Annotated in this window: 22 protein-coding genes and 1 pseudogene; 7 read left to right on the top strand and 16 right to left on the bottom strand. The window is 53.7% G+C overall.

The genetic code is table 11. The annotated features are described in order from the left end of the window. From ACTG3X_RS13125 to ACTG3X_RS13110, 4 genes and pseudogenes are all read right to left on the bottom strand, one after another. Positions 1–112, bottom strand: a pseudogene (locus tag ACTG3X_RS13125) (electron transfer flavoprotein subunit beta/FixA family protein); the annotation flags it as partial. 71 nt (positions 113–183) lie between these two features. Then, positions 184–1,239 (bottom strand): OmpP1/FadL family transporter, encoded by a 1,056-nt coding sequence (locus ACTG3X_RS13120; RefSeq protein ID WP_439111730.1) that lies wholly within the window; start codon positions 1,237–1,239, stop codon positions 184–186. 224 nt (positions 1,240–1,463) lie between these two features. Continuing rightward, a complete protein-coding gene (locus ACTG3X_RS13115; RefSeq protein WP_439111729.1) occupies positions 1,464–1,862 on the bottom strand; it encodes an acyl-CoA thioesterase in 399 nt (132 codons plus the stop codon). Between the two features lie 47 nt (positions 1,863–1,909). Continuing rightward, positions 1,910–3,079, bottom strand: a complete 1,170-nt coding sequence (locus ACTG3X_RS13110) for an iron-containing alcohol dehydrogenase (protein WP_439111728.1) — start codon at positions 3,077–3,079, stop codon at positions 1,910–1,912. Between the two features lie 90 nt (positions 3,080–3,169). On the opposite strand from ACTG3X_RS13110, the gene ACTG3X_RS13105 reads away from it, so the two are divergent. The 4 genes from ACTG3X_RS13105 to ACTG3X_RS13090 all read left to right on the top strand — a co-directional run bounded on the left by ACTG3X_RS13105 (position 3,170) and on the right by ACTG3X_RS13090 (position 6,765). Continuing rightward, positions 3,170–3,640 carry a MaoC family dehydratase gene (locus tag ACTG3X_RS13105; RefSeq protein ID WP_439111727.1) on the top strand — a complete coding sequence of 157 codons (471 nt, stop codon included), beginning with the start codon at positions 3,170–3,172 and terminating at the stop codon, positions 3,638–3,640. 72 nt (positions 3,641–3,712) lie between these two features. Further along, a complete protein-coding gene (locus ACTG3X_RS13100) occupies positions 3,713–4,318 on the top strand; it encodes a TetR/AcrR family transcriptional regulator (protein ID WP_439111726.1) in 606 nt (201 codons plus the stop codon). A gap of 156 nt (positions 4,319–4,474) precedes the next feature. Next, positions 4,475–5,641: an acyl-CoA dehydrogenase family protein gene (locus ACTG3X_RS13095; RefSeq protein ID WP_439111725.1), complete on the top strand. Its 1,167-nt coding sequence runs from the start codon at positions 4,475–4,477 to the stop codon at positions 5,639–5,641. Between the two features lie 8 nt (positions 5,642–5,649). Beyond that, entirely contained in the window at positions 5,650–6,765 is a 1,116-nt protein-coding gene (locus ACTG3X_RS13090; protein WP_439111724.1) for an acyl-CoA dehydrogenase family protein, read from the top strand. 19 nt (positions 6,766–6,784) lie between these two features. On the opposite strand, the gene ACTG3X_RS13085 is transcribed toward ACTG3X_RS13090, so the two are convergent. The 9 genes from ACTG3X_RS13085 to ACTG3X_RS13045 form a co-directional block, all read right to left on the bottom strand. Then, on the bottom strand, positions 6,785–7,561 hold the full coding sequence (locus ACTG3X_RS13085; RefSeq protein ID WP_439111723.1) for an enoyl-CoA hydratase/isomerase family protein: 777 nt from the start codon (positions 7,559–7,561) through the stop codon (positions 6,785–6,787). Beyond that, positions 7,558–8,532 carry an NAD(P)H-dependent flavin oxidoreductase gene (locus ACTG3X_RS13080; protein ID WP_439111722.1) on the bottom strand — a complete coding sequence of 325 codons (975 nt, stop codon included), beginning with the start codon at positions 8,530–8,532 and terminating at the stop codon, positions 7,558–7,560. Before ACTG3X_RS13080 ends, ACTG3X_RS13085 begins: the two co-directional genes overlap by 4 nt. A 101-nt stretch (positions 8,533–8,633) precedes the next feature. After that, a complete protein-coding gene (locus ACTG3X_RS13075) occupies positions 8,634–9,236 on the bottom strand; it encodes an ABC transporter permease (protein WP_439111721.1) in 603 nt (200 codons plus the stop codon). A gap of 173 nt (positions 9,237–9,409) precedes the next feature. Beyond that, positions 9,410–10,201: an ABC transporter ATP-binding protein gene (locus ACTG3X_RS13070; RefSeq protein ID WP_439111720.1), complete on the bottom strand. Its 792-nt coding sequence runs from the start codon at positions 10,199–10,201 to the stop codon at positions 9,410–9,412. A gap of 12 nt (positions 10,202–10,213) precedes the next feature. Further along, the gene (locus ACTG3X_RS13065) at positions 10,214–11,242 is read right to left on the bottom strand and encodes an ABC transporter substrate-binding protein (RefSeq protein ID WP_439111719.1); all 1,029 of its coding nucleotides are present in this window, start codon (positions 11,240–11,242) and stop codon (positions 10,214–10,216) included. A 74-nt stretch (positions 11,243–11,316) separates the two neighbouring features. Then, positions 11,317–11,988, bottom strand: a complete 672-nt coding sequence (locus ACTG3X_RS13060) for a TetR/AcrR family transcriptional regulator (RefSeq protein WP_439111718.1) — start codon at positions 11,986–11,988, stop codon at positions 11,317–11,319. A 247-nt stretch (positions 11,989–12,235) separates the two neighbouring features. Then, positions 12,236–13,036 (bottom strand): 3-hydroxybutyrate dehydrogenase, encoded by an 801-nt coding sequence (locus tag ACTG3X_RS13055; protein ID WP_439111717.1) that lies wholly within the window; start codon positions 13,034–13,036, stop codon positions 12,236–12,238. A gap of 23 nt (positions 13,037–13,059) precedes the next feature. Beyond that, positions 13,060–13,839, bottom strand: a complete 780-nt coding sequence (locus ACTG3X_RS13050; protein ID WP_439111716.1) for a glucose 1-dehydrogenase — start codon at positions 13,837–13,839, stop codon at positions 13,060–13,062. A gap of 24 nt (positions 13,840–13,863) precedes the next feature. After that, positions 13,864–14,742, bottom strand: a complete 879-nt coding sequence (locus ACTG3X_RS13045) for a 3-keto-5-aminohexanoate cleavage protein (RefSeq protein WP_439111715.1) — start codon at positions 14,740–14,742, stop codon at positions 13,864–13,866. Positions 14,743–14,858: 116 nt separating this feature from the next. Between ACTG3X_RS13045 and sauS the strand changes: the two genes are divergently transcribed. Then, positions 14,859–16,289, top strand: coding sequence for an acylating sulfoacetaldehyde dehydrogenase (sauS, locus tag ACTG3X_RS13040; RefSeq protein WP_439111714.1), 1,431 nt, complete (start codon positions 14,859–14,861; stop codon positions 16,287–16,289). Positions 16,290–16,297: 8 nt separating this feature from the next. Here the strand turns inward: sauS and ACTG3X_RS13035 are convergent, their stop codons facing one another. Genes ACTG3X_RS13035 through ACTG3X_RS13025 form a run of 3 tightly spaced genes read right to left on the bottom strand, consistent with a single transcriptional unit; the run spans position 16,298 to position 19,946 of the window. After that, on the bottom strand, positions 16,298–17,119 hold the full coding sequence (locus tag ACTG3X_RS13035; RefSeq protein WP_439111713.1) for a 3-keto-5-aminohexanoate cleavage protein: 822 nt from the start codon (positions 17,117–17,119) through the stop codon (positions 16,298–16,300). 3 nt (positions 17,120–17,122) lie between these two features. Continuing rightward, positions 17,123–18,577, bottom strand: a complete 1,455-nt coding sequence (locus ACTG3X_RS13030; RefSeq protein WP_439111712.1) for a pyruvate carboxylase subunit B — start codon at positions 18,575–18,577, stop codon at positions 17,123–17,125. A 4-nt stretch (positions 18,578–18,581) separates the two neighbouring features. Then, on the bottom strand, positions 18,582–19,946 hold the full coding sequence (locus tag ACTG3X_RS13025; RefSeq protein WP_439111711.1) for an acetyl-CoA carboxylase biotin carboxylase subunit: 1,365 nt from the start codon (positions 19,944–19,946) through the stop codon (positions 18,582–18,584). A gap of 179 nt (positions 19,947–20,125) precedes the next feature. On the opposite strand from ACTG3X_RS13025, the gene accB reads away from it, so the two are divergent. Further along, positions 20,126–20,584, top strand: coding sequence for an acetyl-CoA carboxylase biotin carboxyl carrier protein (gene accB, locus ACTG3X_RS13020; RefSeq protein ID WP_439111710.1), 459 nt, complete (start codon positions 20,126–20,128; stop codon positions 20,582–20,584). A 189-nt stretch (positions 20,585–20,773) separates the two neighbouring features. Then, a complete protein-coding gene (locus tag ACTG3X_RS13015; RefSeq protein ID WP_439111709.1) occupies positions 20,774–21,805 on the top strand; it encodes an NADP-dependent oxidoreductase in 1,032 nt (343 codons plus the stop codon). Positions 21,806–21,836 lie beyond the last annotated feature (31 nt).

The raw sequence follows: 21,836 nt of genomic DNA, 5'->3' as shown, positions 1-21,836 counted from the left end.
ATGGATTCATCGACATTTTTACGTTGGCAAGATCAACACCCGATCCATCCGCTTTAACACGAACTTTCACGTTATAGTCGATCACGCGTTTGACAGGCACAAGCACCTTCATTTGGTTGTCCTTTTCAGGAATAGACTTGACTGGCTATATGCGCGGCAAGAAACCTCGCCGCGCAATTATGTTTAGAAGGAATAGCCGACTTGTAAGAACGGCGTGAGGGCTGTGCCGCCTGTGTAGTTGGCCCCACCAATGGTGACATCGCTAAAGCGTTTGTATTGAACGCCACCTGTGATCTTGATTTGACCACTGCTGTAGTTTGCGCCGAGCGTAAGACCCGTTCCACCATCAGTGGGCCGCAATGTGGATTCACCGTTGTCTTTCTTGGTCCAGTCGACAATACTAAAAACCGACCACTCATCATTGATTTTGCGTCCCAAGCCAATGTTGGCCGTGATGCTGTCTTTACCATAGTTAATTACAGGAGCTCCCCCCAGAGCTGGTGAGTTCAAGATAAACTCCGAGTAGTCCGCCCATTTGGCAGATCCAAACAAGAGTGTTTTAGAATTGAGTGCCATACGCCCGTCAACGGTCAAAGATTGAGGCATGGTGGCCGTCGTTGTACTAGGCACGACACCGAACTCCGTACTATCAAAACTATGCTTGACCTTAGAGTGATAGGTGATACCAAACCGCATTCCCCGCTCGGGGATTTCCTTAGCGACGCCCGCCAAAAAGCCAATTCCGTAATCTTTATCGGCCTTTAGCAAGTACGTTAAACCACCGTAGGCGGGGGGGGCGACATCAGGCAACGCCATGTCAATTGATGTCTCAACAGCGCGCAGACCGCCATACACGGAGACATTGTTGTCAAACTTGTACTTTACAACCGCAGCAAGTTCCATTGAGTTTACGCTCAATGTTCTCCCGCCCGCAGTGTCACCCGTTGAGCTTCCGTCCGCGCCATAGGGTTCATTCAGGAACACACCAAAATCTACACGGTCGTTCAACTCACGCTTGTAGGCAAAACCAGCCGTGGTATATTTGCTCAAGACAGATCCGGTTCCTCCAGCAGGAACGGCTGAGACACTCGGGTTTGGCTGTGTGAAAGAAAATCTCACTGAATTTCCACTTTCCCAGAGCATATCCAAAGGCAGGGCGTTTCGATCAAGTGACTCAGCAAATGCCGGACCACTCAATGCAGCGACAGCCGCCGCGCTGCAAAGGTAATTCCATTTCATTGTAGTTCCTCCCATTTAACTCTCAACATCAATTCAGTCACTTGACTTAACTTAATGCGTAAGAAATCTAACCACGAAGTTACCACCTTTCGTAACCACGTAAGAAAAACTTACGGCATAATGTATTGTTCGCTTCCTGCTGAAATCGAAAACACACGGCACAAAGCTTTGACTGTGCCACAATTGGTCATGCAAAGAAGTTGTAGAGCCGTAGCTCACGAAGGTTACGGCTCTACGATACCAGCCTCGAGGTTTTCCAAGACGCTTCGCGCCAGCTCGCCAAGCGGCTCAGGCTTCCTCGTCAACCTGTTTACATTCACATGAATAAAATGCCCGAGAGCCGCGGCCTTGATGCCATCTCGACGAAACAGACCAATCTCGTATTTAACAGAGGATGTGCCCAGCTTGGCCACACGTAGTCCTGCATTCACAACATCAGGAAAAGCGATCTCTGAGAAATAGCTACAACCGGATTCAACAACCAAAAAAACACTCGGGCTGCTGTGTAGATCGAGAACGCCCTCCTCTAAGAGGTAGCCATTTACGACGGTATCAAACAGCTGATAGTGAACGCTATTGTTCATATGAGCGTAGATATCGTTGTCAAACCAACGTGTTGTCATGGACCGAAAGATTGGAAACTGTGCGCGGGTTGGGGGGATTAATCGGGTCACCAGGAAGCCTCATATATTTGAAGAATGTCTTTTTCACTCAAAGTGCGAGGATTGTTGACAAGGAGGCGTGTCTGCTTGACGGCATCGCGCGCCAGAACAGGAAGCACCTCCCGAGCAATCCCCACATCACGGAGCCTCTGCGGCAAGCCACAGGCCTCGGAAAGCGCCGAAAGCGCGTCGCAAAAAGCCGAGGCCCGCTCTGCTTCAGAAACGTTAGCCAGCTGCGGAAACGCCGCGACGGCTGTCTCATAGTAGGCTTCGGCATCGGTTTCGGCGTTAAAGCGCAATACGTGCGGAAGGACCAACGCGTTCGACAAGCCATGCGGGATTTTGAAATGCCCCCCAATCGGGTAAGCCAATGCATGAACAGCGGCGACAGGAGAGTTCGCAAAGGCCTGCCCCGCCAGCATGGAGCCAAGCATAAGGTTTGAGCGGGCCTTCAGATCGGCCCCCTTCAATACACCCGCAAGCAAAGAAGATCCGATCAGCCGAAGGGCCTCCAAAGCGAGCGCCTTGGATATCGGATTATTGTTCGGGTTCGCCGATGCATAAGCTTCGATCGCATGGACCATAGCGTCAATGCCCGTGGCCGCTGTAATGTGCGCAGGCAGGCCAACCGTCAGCTCAGGATCCAAAAGCGCCAGATCGGGCAGCAAAACAGACGAAACAACGCCCATCTTTTCTTGGGTTGGTGTTGTAACAATTGCAATTGGCGTGACCTCTGACCCTGTGCCCGATGTCGTCGGGATCAGCACCAACGGAAGGCGCGCTCCTTTGGCCTGGCCAATACCGTAAATGTCTTGGATCGCCTCACCAGTGGCTGACAGATAAGCAACTAGCTTCGCAACATCCAAAGACGACCCGCCCCCAAGACCCACAATACTCTCAGCCCGCATCTCTTTGGCCTGCTGCACGGCGGCCAGAATGGTTGCCTCAGCGGGGTCCGCCTCTACATCGGTGAAAAGCTCGACGTGAACACCAGCCTCGGCAAGCACCTGCACGGCTCTTTCAACGATACCTGCGGCCACCAAACCATGATCCGTAACTACAAGGCATCTGCTCCCAATCAGGTGTTGGGCAGCAGAGCCAATCTCAAGCAAAGATCCGCAGCCAAAGTGGATTTTCGGCGCTGTTGCAAACGCAAATTTATCGCTGATTTCTGTCATGTATCGCTGGCCCTCAAAGAATACTCCACTTGCAAATAAAACATACTCCGTAGTATTAAGTCAAATGAATTACCAAAAGTGAGCATTGCCATGACATACGCAAATACAGCCTATGAAAGTCTAAAAGCCTCGCAAGGATCAGAGATTGGAGTCTCCAATTGGATCCAGATTGATCAAAAAATGATTGACGTGTTTGCTGCGGTGACTCTGGACGATCAGTTCATCCACACCGACCCAGTGCGCGCCAAAACAGAAACTCCATTTGGAGGCACTATCGCACACGGCTTCTTGATTTTGTCGCTTGCTAGCAGGTTTGCTTTTGACTGCTTTACCGACCATCCTGGCCAAGTGATGGGCATGAATTATGGCTTCGACAAGGTCCGCTTTCTTGCGCCCGTCGCATGTGGATCACGTGTGCGTGGCCGGTTTGTTGCGTCTGATGTGGCGCGCAAATCTGACACTCAAATCTTGCAAACCAGCTCGCTTTTTGTAGAAATCGAAAACGCGGAAAAGCCCGCGTTGGTTGCGGATTGGCTCACCATGACTTTCTTCAAATCTTGAAAGTCCCACACACTAAAAGACTGAGTCGCCCTAAACGATCCGATGCATTATATTGCAGAGGTAAGGAGAAAAATGCCCAAACGTGACGCTAAGCAAGATATCACCAAGGCAGCGGCCATATGCTTTGCACGCAATGGTGTCGACAAGACGTCTATTGACGAAGTTGCGCGTGAAATGGGAGCCTCCAAGGGAAAGGTCTATCATTGGTTCCGCACCAAAGGAGAGCTTCTCTTGTCTGTGCGACAGCAGTCAATTCTGTCGGTTATGGAGCGTGTAAAACCGATAGCAGACACGCCTGCTCCAACCACTGAGCGCTTTCTTGACATGGCTCAGGCGCATGTTCACGGCATTCTGGATGACCTTCCATTTCATCGCGTCGTTGTGGAAAATCTGAGGTCAGGTCTCGCGGGCGCAACCACAGAACATGAGCGCGCGTTCCTCACTGAAATCGTAGCGTTGCAAGCATCATACGAAGATCTCTTTCGCGAGGTGATTTCTGCTGGTCAGAAGGATGGTAGCTTTCGGCAGCAATCCACCTCGGTCGCCGTCAATAGCATCATTGTTCTGCTAAACGCGCCGATTTTTTGGTACCAACCACGCCCTGAAGAGACCGAGACACAACGCGAAGACATTGCAAAGCAAGTCGCCAGAATGGCTCTGGGCGCAATTTCCATCTAAGACCCCAGAACGGCTCAAAGCACATTGAGCGCGGTCATCAGCGCTTACAGGGTTTTCAATAAAAAACTACTCAGTATGTTTTTCGTGCGCTTTTGCGCATCTGTTCCATTTTGCTGCGAAGCATTCACGCCAACCGCCACTCAGGGAGTTGTCCATATGGATATGACCTTTTCACCCCAAGAAGAAGAATTCCGCTCCGAAGTTCGGCGCTTCTTTCAAGACAATCTGCCTCAGGCCTATTCCGAGAAAATCGCAAACGGCGTCGACCTGGAAAAGGCAGAGCTTGAGGACTGGCACGCAATTTTGAACACGCGTGGCTGGCTGGCCTACGATTGGCCCAAGGAATTCGGCGGCCCGGGATGGGGCCCTATGCAAATACATATTTTCAATGAAGAGCTCGCCCTCGCCGAGGCCCCAAGGGTCCTGGCCTTTAACTTCAAAATGCTTGCACCAGTTTTGATGAAATTCGGCACAAGAGAACAATGCAGTCACTGGCTGCCCAGAATGCTGGATGGCACTGACTGGTGGTGTCAGGGGTATTCCGAACCAGGATCCGGGTCTGACCTTGCGTCCCTGCGCACCACCGCCGTGCGTGACGGCGATCACTATGTCGTCAATGGACAAAAAACGTGGACAACACTTGGGCAGCACGCAAACATGATTTTCTGCTTGGTGCGCACGTCCAAGGAGGGCAAACCGCAGTCTGGCATTTCGTTCTTGCTGATTGATATGGCCTCACCAGGTGTAGAACTTCGCCCAATCCGCACAATAGATGGCGGCTACGAAATCAACGAAATTTTTCTAACCAATGTGAGGGTTCCCGTTGGCAATCTTGTCGGCGAAGAGAACAAGGGCTGGACCTACGCCAAATACCTGCTGACGCATGAGCGGACGGGCATTGCATTGGTTGGCGATTCCAAAAGGAAGCTCGACCGATTGAAGGCACTCTTCGCGCAGGAGAAAGCAAGCATGGATACTCAAGAGCGAGTATTGCTAAGCGCACGCATTGCTCGTGTTGAAATTGACCTGACCAACATGAACACAACAAACCTAAGGGTTTTGGCGTCTGTCGCCGATGGCGGCGCGCCCGATGCCGAAAGCTCAATGCTCAAAATACTTGGGTCTGAAATCCATCAAGAACTCGACAGTTTGATCCGCCGCACGATGGGCCGCCGTGCACATGCCTACTTACGCGAAGACTTCTCGTCGATGGGCGCAAGTCAGTCCGCGGGCGTCTATTTCAACAACAGAAAGCTCTCGATCTTTGGTGGATCAAACGAGATTCAGAAAAATATCATTAGCAAAATGATCTTGGGATTGTGAGGCCAGCTATGGATTTCAAACTTACTGACGAACAGCAAATGTTAACCGATACGCTCCAGCGGTATCTTCAAAGCGAATACAGCTTAACTGAGCGCAATGCAGCAGCACATCATTCAGATGGCTTTGATGAAAAACACTGGGCTGCATTTGCAGAGCTGGGTTTGATCGGCGCGTTTTTCAAAGAAGAGGACGGCGGCTTTGCGGGCACGGGATTTGATATCTCTTGTGTTTTTGAAACCCTTGGTCGCGCTCTTCTGGTTGAACCCCTTGCAGATTGCGCCCTTATCCCGGGACAAATTATGGCGGCTGTAGGGGCTACAGATCAACTTGAGGAGATCATAGCAGGCACTCTGCGTCTCTCCGTTGCGTTTGATGAATATGATACGCGATATGACCGCACCCAGTGTATCACGACAGCTGTGCAGACAGCAGACGGGTGGGTGTTGAACGGAACCAAAGCTATGGTAAAATTCGCAAGCCAATCTAACGCCCTGATTGTCTCCGCCAGAACTGGCGAGCAGCCTGACCAGATGTCGCTTTTCTTAGTGCCTTGCGATGTGGTCGGTCTATCTCAGATCGGCCATGCGCTTTTTGATGGCGGTCAAGCTTCGGACATTAGCCTATCGGATATCACACTGCCCAGAGACGCACTCATCGGAGAGCTGCACGGAGGCGATGACCTAATTGGCATCGCAACGGGCTGGGGCATACTTGCCGTCTGCGCAGAAGCCCTTGGCATTATGGAAACCATTAAAAATGTGACCCTCGAATATCTGCGCACACGCAAGCAATTCGGAACTGAAATTGGCCGTTTTCAGGCGTTACAACACAGAATGGCGCAGATATTGCTCGAGATAGAACAGGCACGCTCAGCTGTGATCAATGCAGCGGCGGCAATGGACGCTTCAGGGATCGAGCGTGATCGCATGCTGTCAGCGGCGAAGTACTCGATCGGGCGCATCGGAACGCTGGTCGCTGAGGAAACCATCCAAATGCACGGCGGAATCGGGATGACCTGGGAATATGACATCGGCCACTTCGCAAAACGCTTGAGCATGATTGACCACGAAATGGGAGACGCTGACTACCACCTCTCAAAGTTCATCGAACTTGCGGCGGAGTAAATGGAAGTTCGAGGCGGAATTAGTCGCCTCGAAACTCTGGCTTCGTACCATTTAGAAACGCGTCGACGCCGCGACGATGGTCTGCGGAGGCCGCAAGCTTGGTTTGGGCTTTTGCCTCTGCCGAGAAGGTTTCAGCCAAGTCCAGATGGGCAGACGCTGCAATAAGGTGTTTTGCCGCTGACGCCGCGAGAGGTGCAGACTTAGCAAGCTCCTCCGCCCATGTCATGGCAACGCTCAACGCCCGACCCGCGCCCACCATCTTATTAGCCAAGCCTTGCTGCATGCAGTATTGCGCGTCAAGCTGGCGACCCTCGATGATCGCCTCAAGAGCCAGACGTGGCCCGAGAGCCCTACTCAGATGCCAAACGAGGCCTCCATCTGGAATGAGGCCAATGACTGAGAACGCCAGCGTCAGCCTCGCTGTTTCATCCATCACAACGAAATCACAGGCTAAGGCCAGTGCAGCAGCAATCCCAGCAGCATGTCCATGAACAGCGGCGATGTAGAGCTTCTGGCTTTGCCAGATACATTCCAGAAAAGGCCTGAACTCGCCCTCAAGAACCTCTTCTGAGGGCTTTTCTGATCCCTCTTTCAGATCGACGCCTGCGGAAAACCCGCGACCAGCACCGTGTAAGACCACCACCCTAACAGACGGGTCCTTTTCCAACGCAATCAACGCGTCTGATAACTCGCCACGCATCGCTTTGCTAAAGGCGTTATAGCTCTCTGGTCTATCCAAACATACAGACGCAACAGAGCCTTTCACAGACACTCTGACGGTAGAAGTGCTGCTCATCTTAACATCCTGCCCAGCCTTTGCGAGATTAGCTCGTTCGCCTCTCGCATGGTTCGCGAGATTAGCTCGTCACAGCTTGGGATATCATCAATCAGGCCTGCAACCATCCCGCACGACCATGCACCACAATCCGTCTCCCCGTCTTCCATAACGCGGGCGTAGATACCCGCGACTTCTGCCGCGATATCGCCAAAGACGAGTTCATCACCACGTGTGCGCTCAGTATCAAGAATGCGTTCGACGGCAGGGTTCGTCAGCACTCGCTCCGTATTGCGGAGTGGTCGCATGACAAGCCGTGTGTCGCGCTCTTCGGCGTTCACAATAGCCTGTTTCACGTTCTGATGCACAGGTGCTTCTTGTGTCGCAACAAAGCGCGTGCCCATGTTGATACCTTCCGCACCAAGAGCGAGTGCAGCAACAAGGCTTCGCCCGTTGGCCATCCCTCCTGATGCGACAATCGGAATTTCCAGTTCGTCAGCCGCACGCGGCAACAAGATCATGTTGGGAATATCGTCTTCGCCCGGGTGGCCCCCACATTCAAACCCATCGACAGAAACTGCGTCACAGCCGATGTCTTGCGCCTTGAGCGCATGCCTGACTGAGGTGCATTTGTGGATGACCTTGACGCCCGCTTCTTTGAGCGCGCCTATATGTTCTTGCGGATTACGGCCCGCCGTTTCGACAACGCGCACGCCGCCATCAATTATTGCCGAAATCAGCCCGGGATAGTCGGGTGCATTCACGCTGGGCAGAAACGTCAAGTTTACCGCAAACGGCCTCGTTGTCATTGTTTGACAGCGCGTGATCTCGGCAGCAAGTCGCTCTGGTGTGCCAAGTGTCAACGCCGTGATCGTGCCCAGCCCGCCAGCGTTCGACACCGCAGAGGCGAGATCAGCAAGCCCGACATAATGCATGCCACCTTGCATAATCGGGTGCTCGATCCCGAACAGGTCAGTCATTCGTGTTTTCATGGAGTTTTCCTTTTGGCTCTACAGTGTGACACAGGCCCGCGCATGATCAGCGCAGACCGTCTCACCTATACGGAATTTCAACCTAATCTGTCCTGTTGGCCTCACTTCCAGCGAAGTAGGCGCGCTTCAATCTGGCTCATAAGATAGCCAATCGCCGAGCCTAAGATTGCTAGCAACAAAAGCACTGCAAACACGCCATCCGTGTTGAAAACACCCGCAAGGAACGAGAGATATTGTCCGAGGCCTTGCTCTGAGGCGATAATTTCTGAGCCGATAACGCCAAGCAGCGCATAGATCATACCAAGCCTCAAGCCTGTGAAAATCGTTGGCAAGGCAGACACCAGTGTGATTTTTTTAAAGATGGTTGCGGGGCTCGCCCCAAGCGTGCGCGCGAGCGTGACATGGTCTGGGTTAACACTGCGCATCCCAGCGACCGTCGAATCCAGAACGATGAAGAAGGTTAGCGAGAAAGCGAGGGCAATCTTCGACCCGATCCCCAGCCCGAACCACAGCAAAAACAAAGGAGCAAGCGCGATCCGCGGCAGCGAGTTCAGCGCAATCAGAATAGGCTGAAAAAACACCTCAACGCGCGGCGACATGGCAAAGAGCATGCCAGTTGCGATCCCTGCAACGGAACCAAGCCCAAAGGAAATGAGCGTTGCGGCAATACTCCAAAACCCGTGATGCCAAAGTTTGCTGTTCACAAACAAGCCATCCCAAAGAAACGACAGGATGCCCGACGGCTGCCCTACGAAGACGCGCAGGTCGGGCTGTCGGATAGTGCCCCACTCCCAAAAAAGGCAAAGCGTCACGAGAACGATAATACGAAGGAGCCAAATTGGAATGCCCCAGATTGTTGTCAGGTTTGGCTTCATCGTTAGACGACCTCAGCTGGCTTGTCTTCGAGCGCTTGCTCAAGAAGGCTCCAGACATTTGCGTATATTTCATGAAAGTGCGGATCTTTTTGCAAAGCGCGCACGGATCGGGGGCGCTCCAAGTCAATTTTGATGTTTGCGATGATGCGCCCTGGACGCTGGCTCATCACAATGACCCTGTCAGATAGCGCGATAGCTTCTGCCAAATCATGTGTGATGAACAAGACCGTGCGATGCTCCTGTTCCCAAAGCTGATCAAGCAATTCAGCCAAGACCAGCTTCGTTTGCGCATCGAGCGCGCCAAATGGCTCGTCCATCAATAACACGGGAGAAGGCATGGCAAATGTTCGAGCCAAGGCAACCCGCTGGCGCATGCCATGTGAAAGCTCTTTGGGAAGAGCGCCCTCAAAACCCTTAAGCCCTGCACGCTCAAGTAGCTCAAGAGCACGGGTCGTAGTTTTGGCCTTGTCGGTCTTACGGATCATATTGCCGAACTCGGCGTTTTGCTGCGCCGTCAGCCACGGGTAGAGGCAATCTCTGGCCATCATATAGGCTACGTCGTGTCGCCCTGCCTTTGGCCCAGAGGAGCCGACCTTGATCGCGCCAGTTTGCACGTCATGCAACCCTGCGACCAAATTGAGAACTGTCGTTTTGCCACATCCCGAAGGGCCAACGATAGACACGAATTCGCCTGGTTCGATCTCCAATGAGAAGTCCGTAAGGGCGGTCACACCCCCGGGGAAGGTGTGACCAAGTGAGCTTATCGAAATTCCAACTGACGCTTTCTTTGTCATGGAATCCTCCATTTACTCTGGAGCTTTTTCGTAGGTGACTGCCTCAAGATCCACTTCCTCATCGATCATTTTGTTCTCGAGCGCATGATCATGAATGGTCTTGAAGGCGCTGCGCGACAGGGCCAAACGGTAGTTGTTGAGCTCTGCCGTCAGCCATGTGCTGCGCAGCGCATCGCCGCCTTCCATTCCTGTGAAGGGGATCCATTCTTTATAGTGCTCAACCACAGTGTCGCGGTTGGCAGGGTCCGTCATCCAAGTTTCAATCTCGGTGAACATCGCCATCAAGCGGTCCATGCGATCTGGGTCTGCTTCGATATAGTCACGTGTCATCCACATAGGAACAGAAGCGCCAATCATGTTTTTGATCATAGTGGGGCCTTCACCCTGCGACGGGTCCACAACGAGCACACAAGCGCCAGAGGCTTTGCAGATATGCTGGGATGGCGGGAAATTGATCATCGCGTCGATCTGTTTGCCAACAGTCAGAGCTGGCAAGGCTGTACCTGGCCCGCCCACGCCAACAAGCGTAACGTCGTCTTCACTCAGACCAACATCAGCAAGCATCCGCAGCAGCAAAAGTTCGGCCCCACTGCCCCGTGCAGGTACGCCGATCGTCAAACCTTTCATGTCTTTCATGCTGTCAGGGTAGCCCTTTGACAGATTGGGCAGAGATACGTCGCTGCCGGCGACTATGACATAGGGTTGTCCGCCCACAGCGCCAGCTGTGACCTGAATATCAGCGCCGCGGTTGATCCCGCCGAAAGCAACCTCAGGCACAAAAAGACCAACATCAATCGAGCCGCCGAGCATCGCCTGCAATTGCAGTGGCCCAGTGTTCAGAACCGCAAGCTTGCACTCGAAGCCATATTTTTCGCACAGGCCTTCCTTTTCGGCCAGAAATGCATGCATATTGCCTGTTGTCCCACCGTAGGTCCCAAACGTGACCGTTTCGGTGTCCGCCGCCATCGCTGGCGCCGCCATATTCAGCCCAACCACAGCGGCCATGCAAAGCAGTGATTTCAGTTTGCCTTCATTTCTCATCGCGTTTTCCTCCCTGGAATTTTGTGCGAAATTGAATGTTCAAAGCGCTCAAGACCGCAGCCTTGATGCCTTCGTCAGCGCGCAACCTCCGTATTTGTTGGAGCCTGCATGGCGCCAACAAGCATATCGACGAGTGGGTCGACGTCCTTTTCGATAGACAGAAGCGCATCCTCGCCAGAGCGTGACTCCACAACTCGCTCCAGCCCGGCCATGCCGTAGATCGTAAAATCTGTATGAATGGCCAACCTTTGGCGCAACACCTGCGCTGGCAGCGAGGGTAGACAACGGGACAGCAGCAAAGAGAACTCTCCCAAAATGCCGCTGAAGTGGCTACGCCACATTTGGCGAACTTCTTCCTGACCGCTCAGCGCAGCTTGGGCAAGAAACCGATTGTAGTAATACGAGCCCTTCTCCTCGCTCAGCAATTCGACCTGAGGCAGGAGCACCCCGAAAATCAGCTTGCGCACCGTGATGCTCTCGGGATCCTTGTTGATCTCATCCAGAGCCTCTCTTCGGCGGCGATTGATGTAAGTCGCTCTCATTTCAAAAATCCCGTCGATAACGGCATCTCGAGACCCAAAATAATAATGAATCGCCGACGAGTTTTTTTGCTGAGCCTCACGGTTGATCTCACGTAGAGACACTCCGTCAATGCCGCGCTTGGCGTAAAGGCGTTCAGCCGCCCGTAAGAGTAGTTGACGCGTTTCAATTGCCTTGTCCGATTTTGCTTTCTGCTTAGCAGCCATGTGTCCTCCTGAAGTCTGGTTTCATGTCACGAATCCTGACCTCTCCTCACAACGCTAAGTCACATGATTTATTAAATCAAGTGAATTAAACTACTCGCCAGGGAGCCGGGCTGCGCATGAGCATGATTCAGCATTCACCGCACAACAGACCTAAAAGAGAGCCTGAAGGCAAGATACTCTGGCACATCTCGCTGTAATCAGCAAAGACCGAGAGCTGGTCGACTGTAGGTGGGACGTTGAGCTACTTTTAAAGCATATGAATTCCGTGGCTTACGCTGATCGACTGCCCGCTCAAGGCATTCGAGGGAAAAGACGCCAGAAAGACAGCCACATCTGCGAGTTCGGCTTGGGTCGTGAACTCACCATCAATCGTTGGTTTTAGAAAGTCGGTGATCACCTGCTCCTCGCTCACGACGCGCTCTTGCGCGAGGATCGGCAACTGCGCTTCGATGAGAGCGGTGCGGACCAAGCCTGGGCAAATCGTGTTGGCGCGGACCCCGTGTTTTGCTCCCTCTTTGGCGAGCGTGCGTGCGAGGCCGACAAGCCCATGCTTTGCCACGATGTAGGGGCCTTTCTGCTCGGAGGCCAAATAGGAATGTACCGATCCAAGCAGAATGATACTGCCGCCGCGTGCGCCATCGATCATGTATTTTAGACACGCCTTTGCTGTCAAAAAACTGCCGTCCAGATGAACCGAGAGAACCCTCTTCCAGTCTGCAAATGACAGGTCTGCAATCTCTGCGAGATGTTGGATACCCGCGTTAGCAACAAGAATGTCAACAGATCCGAAGGCCTTTGCCACGCGGTCAACCGCTGCTGTGACTGCGTCTTCGTCCGTTACATCCATCTCGACCCCAATCGCAACTGCGCCAGCGGCTACCAGCTCTTGAGCTGCCGCCTCGGCGCTCACACCGTTGATATCTGCAACACACACAGACGCGCCTTCGCGGGCGAAAGTCTCCGCAATTGTCTTGCCAATACCCGCACCAGCGCCCGTGACGATCGCAACTTTCCCGTTCAATCGCCCAGTCTCACTCGCAACATTCATATTACTCTCTCCAAAAGGCTCAGTTAGGGGACCAGATAGCCGCCATCCACAGGCAAGGTGTGACCTGTTATGAACGATGCTTGCTCGGAGCAGAGCCACACCACAGCATCGGCAACTTCATCCGGCAGACCAAAGCGGCCCAGCGGATGCAGGCTCAGCATTCTTTGCTCAAACGCCTCATTGCCGACCAGTTCAGCGCGCTCGATCATCGGTGTCTCAATCACGGCAGGCGCGACCGCATTCACCCGCACACCTTGGTCGGCATATTCAATTGCAGTTGATTTCGTTATGCCGACAACTCCGTGCTTGCTCGCGTAGTAGGCCGCGCCCATGCGTCCGCCACTCAGCCCGGAAATGGAGGCCATGTTGACGATGGCGCCCTTTGTTTTGACCAAATGCGGGATGGCATATTTCGTACACAGAAAGACTCCCGAAAGGTTGATTGCGATTACTTGCCCCCACGCGTCTTCCGTATACTCGGCAACGGGTGTGAATGTCGTGCCCTCGATACCCGCGTTGTTAAACAGATAATCTAGCCGCCCGAATGCAGCGATCGTCGCTTCGACCAACGCCTGAACATCTGCACTTTTCGCCACATCACAACGGCACAATATCGCCTCGCCACCAGCCTCACGGATCAGGCTCACCGTCTCTTCGCATTGCTCTAGCCGCCGCGCAGCCACGACGACTTTCGCGCCCTGCCGAGCAAAAGCCAGAGCCGTTGCTCGCCCGATACCCGAGCTTGCGCCCGTCACAAGAGCGACCTTGCCTGCACTTGCGTCGCGGTTCTCTTCAAGCTTCATTTTCGTGCTCACACTGATTGGCGCTCAAAGATGTAGCGCTTTGCGCGTCTCTTCAACGGTTGCTGGCTCACGCCCCATTGCTCGTGTCAAACTGGTCGTAGCCTCAACCAACTCTCCATTGCCAGAAACAGCCTCGCCCTTGTTGTTAAACACAGTATCTTCCATTCCCGTGCGCACATTGCCGCCCATCGCCAGAGCCATCGCATTTAAGCGAAAGTGATAGCGACCGATCGAGACGAGTTGCCAGCCGCTGTCGTCAGGCAATTCGCTGATCATGTGGTTGAGGTTGCTAATCGATGCGGGCGAGCCGCCTTTGATCCCCAGAACAATACTAAAGTGGAGCATCCCATCCAAGACGCCACGCTTCTTAAGGTCCATCATATTGGCGATATGGCTCGGGTCATACACTTCAAGCTCCAGCCCATAGCCGCGCGCTTTGCAGCCTTCAATAAATTCAATATTGAAGGCGTGATTGTTGTCAAAAGTGTCATCACTTACGGGGCTGCGAAACTCAAATGTCCCGCCATTCACCGTCATCATATCAGGACGCGGCTCGATATTGATGAGGTTCATCCGCTCGGCAAGTGTTACCTTTTCTCCAAGACTACCGTCTGGATGAACCCGTGTTCCAATACCGTTTCCCACTTGTGTGATGATCGGGCAACGCTCTTTGATCAGACGGATTGTGTTGCTGTAGTCTTTAAGGTCCGTCGAGACGATCCCCTGCTCATCGCGCACATGCAAATGCACGATTGAAGCCCCAGCATTATAGGCGTCATGCGCGGCTTGTGCTTGCTCTTGTGGTGTCAAAGGCAAGTTCTTGTTTGCCTCACGGCCATGAAGGCCCCCTGTGATTGCGGCTGTGATAATCACTTTATCTTTGGACAAAAGATCTGCTTGCATGAGACTGGCCCACCCTTGTTCTGAATGCGGTTTCACAAAGCAAACTAAGTCGTTTGATTTATTAAGTCAATTGACTTAAAGCTGAGTGTGTAAAGACACTCAACAAGGCCTCACCCATGTCAGCAACACCCCCGCGCCAGCTCTCTGATGATACACCTGAAAAAAGTGTCGTCGCAGACCTAGTGACCAAAGCACGCGTTGCGATGTCCCAATTTCAATCCGCCGACCAAGCCCGTGTCGACGAGGCCGTGACGGCCCTAGCTTGGGCGCTGTATAAGCCAACGCGCGCGCGTGAACTGGCCGAGGTTGCTGTTGAAGATACTGGCCTCGGCAATGTGCCCAGTAAAATCCTTAAGAACACTCGCAAGACTTTTGGCTGCCTGCGTGACCTTTTGCGGGTGACGTCGGTCGGTGTGGTCTCTGACGACCCGTCTACTGGTATCGTGAAATACGCAAAGCCAGTTGGCGTTGTCGCCGCGGTGACACCATCGACCAACCCCGCAGCGACCCCCGTCAACAAGGCGATGTTTGCCATCAAGGGCCGCAACGCTGTCATCATAGCGCCCTCGCCTGCTGGCCTTCGCACGACAACGAAGACTGTTGAGTATATGCGTGCCGAACTGGCTAAAATTGGCCTCCCTGCTGATCTGGTTCAGGTGCTCCCTGCCCCGATCAACAAGGCATTGACGCAAGAGCTCATGCGCGCCGCAGATCTTGTTGTCGTCACTGGATCGCAAAACAACGTGCGGCGCGCCTATTCTTCTGGAACGCCCGCAATCGGCGTTGGTGCGGGCAATGTGCCTGTGGTCATTGATGAGACAGCTGATCTGGCTGACGCTGCACAAAAAATCTGCGCCTCCAAGACCTTTGATAACGCGACGTCCTGCTCCTCTGAAAACGCTTTGATTATCCTCGATAGTGTCTATGACGCCGCGATGGATGCCTTACGTGCAGCAGGCGGCTATCTTTGCTCCACCGAGGAAAAAGAAAGCATCCGCGCAACACTCTGGCGCGATGGACACCTAAACAGACATATCATCGCCAAAGATGCGCCTGTCCTGGCGGCTGGCTGCGGCCTCAAACCCGCCTCTTCGTCTGCGGCATTCTTTATGGTCGAAGAGGCCGAAGTTGATTCAGATAGCCCCTTTACAGATGAAAAGCTGTCGCTGGTCCTGACCATTTACCGCGCACGCGACATGGACGATGTGCTGGCCAAACTAAACAGTATTCTTGATGTCTGTGGCAAAGGCCACTCAGTGGGCATTCATACGCAGACACCCGAGCATGCGCGAAGGTTGGCAGAAGAGATCGACGTTGTCCGCGTGCTCGTGAACCAAGCGCATACTTTTGGGAATGGTGGCGGCTTTAACAACGGACTGAACTTCACGCTAACGATGGGCGGCGGCACATGGGCTGGCAATTCAATCACCGATAATCTGAACTACGAGCACTTTTTGAACATTACCCATCTGGTCAAGACGATTCCCGAAGACAAACCGTCGGAAGAGGAATTGTTTGGTGCTTATCTGGCCAAATACGGCGAGTGAAAGTTGGCCTACAGGCCGAGGATTTGACGCGCCTCTGCTGGGCTTGCCGGATGGCGGCCAAACTCTCCAGCCACATCCGTGATCTTTTTGACAAGCTCGGCATTGCTCACAGCCACGCGCGTGCGATCAAACTTGATGTTGTCCTCGAGACCGGTGCGACAGTGCCCGCCGAGCTCAAGGCACCACTTATTGACCTCAAATTGATGACGGCCGATCCCAGCGGCGGTCCATGTTGCCCCTGGCAATACAAGCGACAATTCTGACAGAACAAACTCAAGGATCGAGCGGCGCGCAGGCATTGCGTTTGGAATGCCCATAACGAATTGAACGTGCAAGGGCGGCTTGATCAGCCCACGTTTCATCAGATTGGCGGCATTGTAGAGCATCGCCAAATCAAACACTTCGATCTCTGGCTTGACGTTATACGTCAACATCCGCTCGGCCAAATCATCAATGAAATCAGGCGGGTTCTCATAGATCGAACCTGGAAAATTGACCGAGCCCGTCGAGAGCGAGGCCATATCAGGTGAATGCTCCAATGCTGCGCCCCGTGTAGCCTCATCGCGTCCACGACCGCCTGTTGAAAACTGGATGATCATTCCGGGACAGTGCTTTTTCACGCCCTCCTGAATTTCGGCAAACTTGTCGGCATCCGAGCTTGGGGTCTCATCTTTATTTCGAACATGGATGTGAACGAGAGCAGACCCCGCCTCATAGGCTTCATGGGTAGATTCGATTTGCTTGGAGGGAACCACAGGCAAGCCTGGGCACTCTGACGTACGCGGAATAGCACCTGTGATCGCCGTTGTGATAATGCATGCAGTTGTCATGGCTCAGGCTTTCTTCTTGTCGATGAAATGAAACGATTTGATCGACGGCCGATGAGCGACTTCTTTGAGCAGCGTCAACAATGGGGTTTCGGCCAAGCCATACTCCGTGTCGATCGACCCCGCCGCTTTGAGAGCGCTGTATTGGCTGTCGTCATAGAAGGCTGCCAATAAAAGATCATCGTCCGATGCGAACGGGCCGCGTTTCTTGCGCAACGTATCCAAAGACGGTGGCACAAGTGCACCTGGCCTGTCTTTGATAGGTTCTGCGCCCCTCGTGATCTTGTCATACAGGTTCTCTTCGATTTCACCCGCGATCTCGCCGTAGCCACCTCGCGCATAAAGGCGCACTTCGTTTGGCACGTTGTCATAGCGTTCGCGGCCTTGATCGCGGGCTGTGACGTTCAAAACCGATTGCGTGATGATATACTGGGCAAACGGGCTCACAACGATGGGATAGCCCAGCTCGGCTCGCACCCGCCCAGCTTCTTCGAGAATTTCCTCAATCCGGCTGGCCATCCCCACGCCCTCGAGCTGGACCTTCAAATTGGAGATCATCCCGCCCGCAACTTGGTGATGGTAGTGAAACTCGTCATACTCCACAGGTGCACCTGTTGGCTTGCCTTCAACCTCGGCGATATAGGCCAGCCGCTCGGCCACTTCAGCGATCTGCGCCAGATCAAGATCGGCGTTGTAGCCGCGGCGAAGGCAATCGCGGACCATGTTTTCTGTTGCAGGATGCGACGCGGCATTGGCGAGCGTGGACGTCGCGGTGTGAAGCACATCAACACCATGCTGAACCGATTGGAGCGCCACATAAGGACCAAGACCAGACAGGCAATGAGTGTGCATCTGCAAAGGGAGATCACCGATTGCTGCCTTCAGCTTCGGGACCAAAGTCGCCACGCGTTCTGGCGTCAACAAGCCGCTCGGATCTTTAATGAACAGCCCGTCTATGCCAAAGGCAACCAGCTCTTTAGCTTTCTTTGCATAGTAAGCATCTGTGTGCACAGGGCTCACAGTATAGACTAACCCCGGCACTGTATGGATGCCCAAGGCCCGTGCCGATTGGATCGGGATTTTCAGATTGCGGGTGTCATTCAGCGGGTCATAGACCGTGTGATAGCGCATGCCATTCGCCGCAAACCTTTCGGCTGCCAGCGCGACCACGTCATCGGAGAAAAACTCGAACGTGAACATGCACTGGCCCCGCGTATGAATGATCAGTGGAGTTTTCGTCACCCATCGGTTGAGGATACGCATCCGCTCCCACGGGTCTTCCCTCAGGAACCTGACACAGACATCAAACACCGCGCCACCGACCAGATCAATCGCTTCAAAGCCAGCGTTGTCCAGCCGTGGTGCGAGCTCGCGCATCATGCCTGTTGTCATGCGTGTCGCCCAGAGGCATTGGTGTGCATCCCGCAGGGTTACATCGATAAACTTAACGGCTTTGGTCATATTTTCAGGCCTCATCTTTAGCCGAGAACACATCCTCGATCCAGCGCGTATGAATTGCATTTTTTGCGAAGTCGGGATGCTCAATCAACATCCTGTGAAAGCCGATTGTCGTTTTGATGCCACCCACTTTAAACGCTGCAAGCGCTGTGCTCGAACGCGCCAGTGCATCGTTTCGGTCGGCCCCGTGTATGATCAGCTTTGCAATCATCGAGTCGTAATAAGGCTGCACGCGTTGGCCCGCCTTGGAGGCTGTATCCAGTCTGATGCCGCTCCCCTGAGGTACTTGCCAGAGGGTGATAATCCCTGGAGACGGAACGAACCCCGCCTCCCAGTCCTCCGCATTCACCCGAAACTCTATCGCATGCCCCCTTCCCTTAGGTGCTTGCGGCAGTCCTTCGCCCTGTGCGACAGCGATTTGTAGTGCGATCAGATCGATTCCAACGCGCATCTCTGTGACGGTGTGTTCAACCTGAATGCGAGTGTTCATCTCGATAAAAAAGAACTCTCCAGTTTCAACATCCAGAATGAACTCAACAGTCCCCGCCCCTTCATAGTTCGTCCCACGCGTGAGGAGGCTTGCGGCATGTTTCAACGCTTGCCGCTGTCTGTCGTTCACTGATGGGGACGGCGATTCTTCAATGAGTTTTTGGTGTCTGCGCTGAACACTGCAATCGCGTTCGTCAAACTCGATTGAGGCGCCCGCGCCATCTCCGAACACCTGAATTTCGACGTGCCGGACCTTGTCAAAGAACCGCTCAAGGTAAATCGCCCCGTCTCCAAACGCAGCTTCAGCTTCCCGATACGCTTCGACGAAAGCCTGTTGAAAGTCAGACATCGCCCTGACAATACGCATCCCGCGCCCACCGCCGCCCGAACGCGCCTTGAGCAAAATTGGGAAGCCAATTCCCTCGGCGACCGCGCGCGCCTCAGTTTCTGCCTCATACGCCCCGTCAGATCCGGGAACCACAGGGACACCGAGCGAAACAGCCACGTCTCGCGCTTTGGACTTGTTCCCCATCGTCTCAATGGTTTCAGCGGAAGGGCCTATAAACTTAATACCGTTCTGCTCGCAAAGCCTCGCAAAATCGGCGTTCTCTGCCAAGAACCCATAGCCTGGATAGACACCGTTACATTCAGTTTGCAGAGCAACATGCACCAGCGCGTCACCCAGGAGATAGCTTTTCTGCGCTGCTGCTGATCCGATACATATCGCCTGATCCGCAGCCCAAACATGCGCCGCTCCAGCATCGGCTGCTGAGTAGACAGCGACAGTCTCAAGCCCCAACTGACGGCAAACTCTAATCGCCCGAAGCGCAATTTCGCCTCGGTTGGCGATAAGTATCCGATTCAGTTTTTGAGGTTTTGCCATCTTGATCGTGTCTCACAGCGTATCTTGGATTGTTTCGGATGACATATTTCTGTCGCCTTGAGTTAAATAAGTCAATTGATTTAAAATATCACTTGAGACATAAAGGACCCAGAGACTGACGTCTATGCTCACCCCCCGGCTCCCAAAAGTGCCGAAACCCGCAAACGATCGGAGGCATCATGGCACTTAGCTATCGCGAAGTCGCAGACATCCTGAAAATCATCGATTCAAGCAGCTGTGACGAGGTCATCTTGGAGCAAGACGGCGTAAAACTGGTGATCCGGCGTGGCGCCCCTGCGGGAGCGTCCCAACAGCCGAGCACTCAAGGAAACCAACCTGTCGCCGTTCCCATTGCAAAGACCGAGCAATCCAAATCAGCGCCGACGCCCGCGCCAGCTATGAGCACAAATATGATTTGCGCGCCTATGGTCGGAACATTCTATGCACGCAAGTCGCCCGACGAAGACCCCTTTGTGCAAGTCGGTGCGCAAGTGCAAAAAGGAATGCCTGTTTGCGTGATCGAAGTGATGAAGCTGTTCACGACGATTGAGGCAACAAAAGAGGGTGTCATTGAGGCTGTTCTAGTCGAGGACGGCCAGCTGGTCGAATTTGATCAGCCGCTTTTCATACTGAGATAAACCGTCTGGGAGAGGCTAGCCAAGGCCTTCTGACGGCGCGTAGCTCACTATCAACACAGCGTCAAAGGCGCCTGCCTTGCAGCGCGAAGCCAAGGTGCGGCAGGCGCGCCGTGTTCAGAAATCCTTACCTACTCGACGCGTGGCAAAGCTCTTGTATTGCTGATCCCGACAATAACAAAGGATGACATCATGAACCCTGGAATGACACGCGTTGTGCTGGCCTCCAGACCAGAGGGAAAGCCAAACCTTGCGAATTTCTCGCTTGAGACTTCGGCCTTACCAGAGCCAGCCGAGGGGCAGTTTCTGGCGCGTACGATCTGGCTTTCGCTCGACCCGTATATGCGCGGGCGGATGTCTGCGACCCGCTCCTATGCCAAGCCTGTCGAAATAGGCGAAGCAATGGAGGGCGCTTGTGTCGCCCAGATTGTCACATCGCGCCATCAAGGCTTCGCCGCTGGCGATTACGTCATGGCGCCTTTGGGTTGGGTCAGCCACGGCCTGTCCGACGGCACTGGCGTTATCAAGCTCAACCCAGACACCGCGCCACTCTCGACAGCCCTCGGCGTCCTTGGCATGCCCGGCATGACTGCATGGACAGGCCTCAACCTGATCGCACAGGCAAAAGCAGGCGAGACCGTTCTGATATCCGCCGCAACAGGGGCCGTCGGAAGCCTCGCAGGGCAATTGGCGCATGCCAAAGGCATGAAAGTGATCGGCGTTGCAGGGGGGGCAGAGAAATGTGCCTATGCCGTGGACACGTTCGGGTATGATCACTGTATTGATCATCGGGCCTTCACAGATGCTCACTCCATGACCGAAGCTCTGGCAGCCGTCGCTCCAGACGGTATCGATGTTTACTTTGAAAATGTCGGTGGCATCACGTTGCAGGCAACACTGCCTCTCATGCGCCAACATGGCCGGATAGCCGTTTGCGGACTGATCGCTTGGTACTCTGGCCAAGGTATGGAAAAGGCAGTGCCATCGCCCGCAGTGATGTTTTCGATCTTGTCACAACGCCTAAAGGTCGAAGGCTTTATCGTGTCCGATCATTACCAGCATTTGGATGATTTCTTGGCCGAGGTCGCACCGATGGTGGTGGATGGTCGCATCACTTATCGCGAAACCGTTTCCGACGGGCTGGAAACCGCGCCTGATGCATTTCTGAAAATGCTCGAAGGTGGCAATTTTGGCAAACAATTGGTGCGTGTCGCCGCTGAATAAGACACAGAATAAAAACAGCCGCGGCGATCAC

This window comes from Lentibacter sp., assembly GCF_965658795.1.
Lineage (GTDB): Bacteria > Pseudomonadota > Alphaproteobacteria > Rhodobacterales > Rhodobacteraceae > Lentibacter.
The sequence above is the reverse complement of the archived record's forward strand: the minus strand, read 5'-3'. Positions and strand labels throughout refer to the sequence as shown.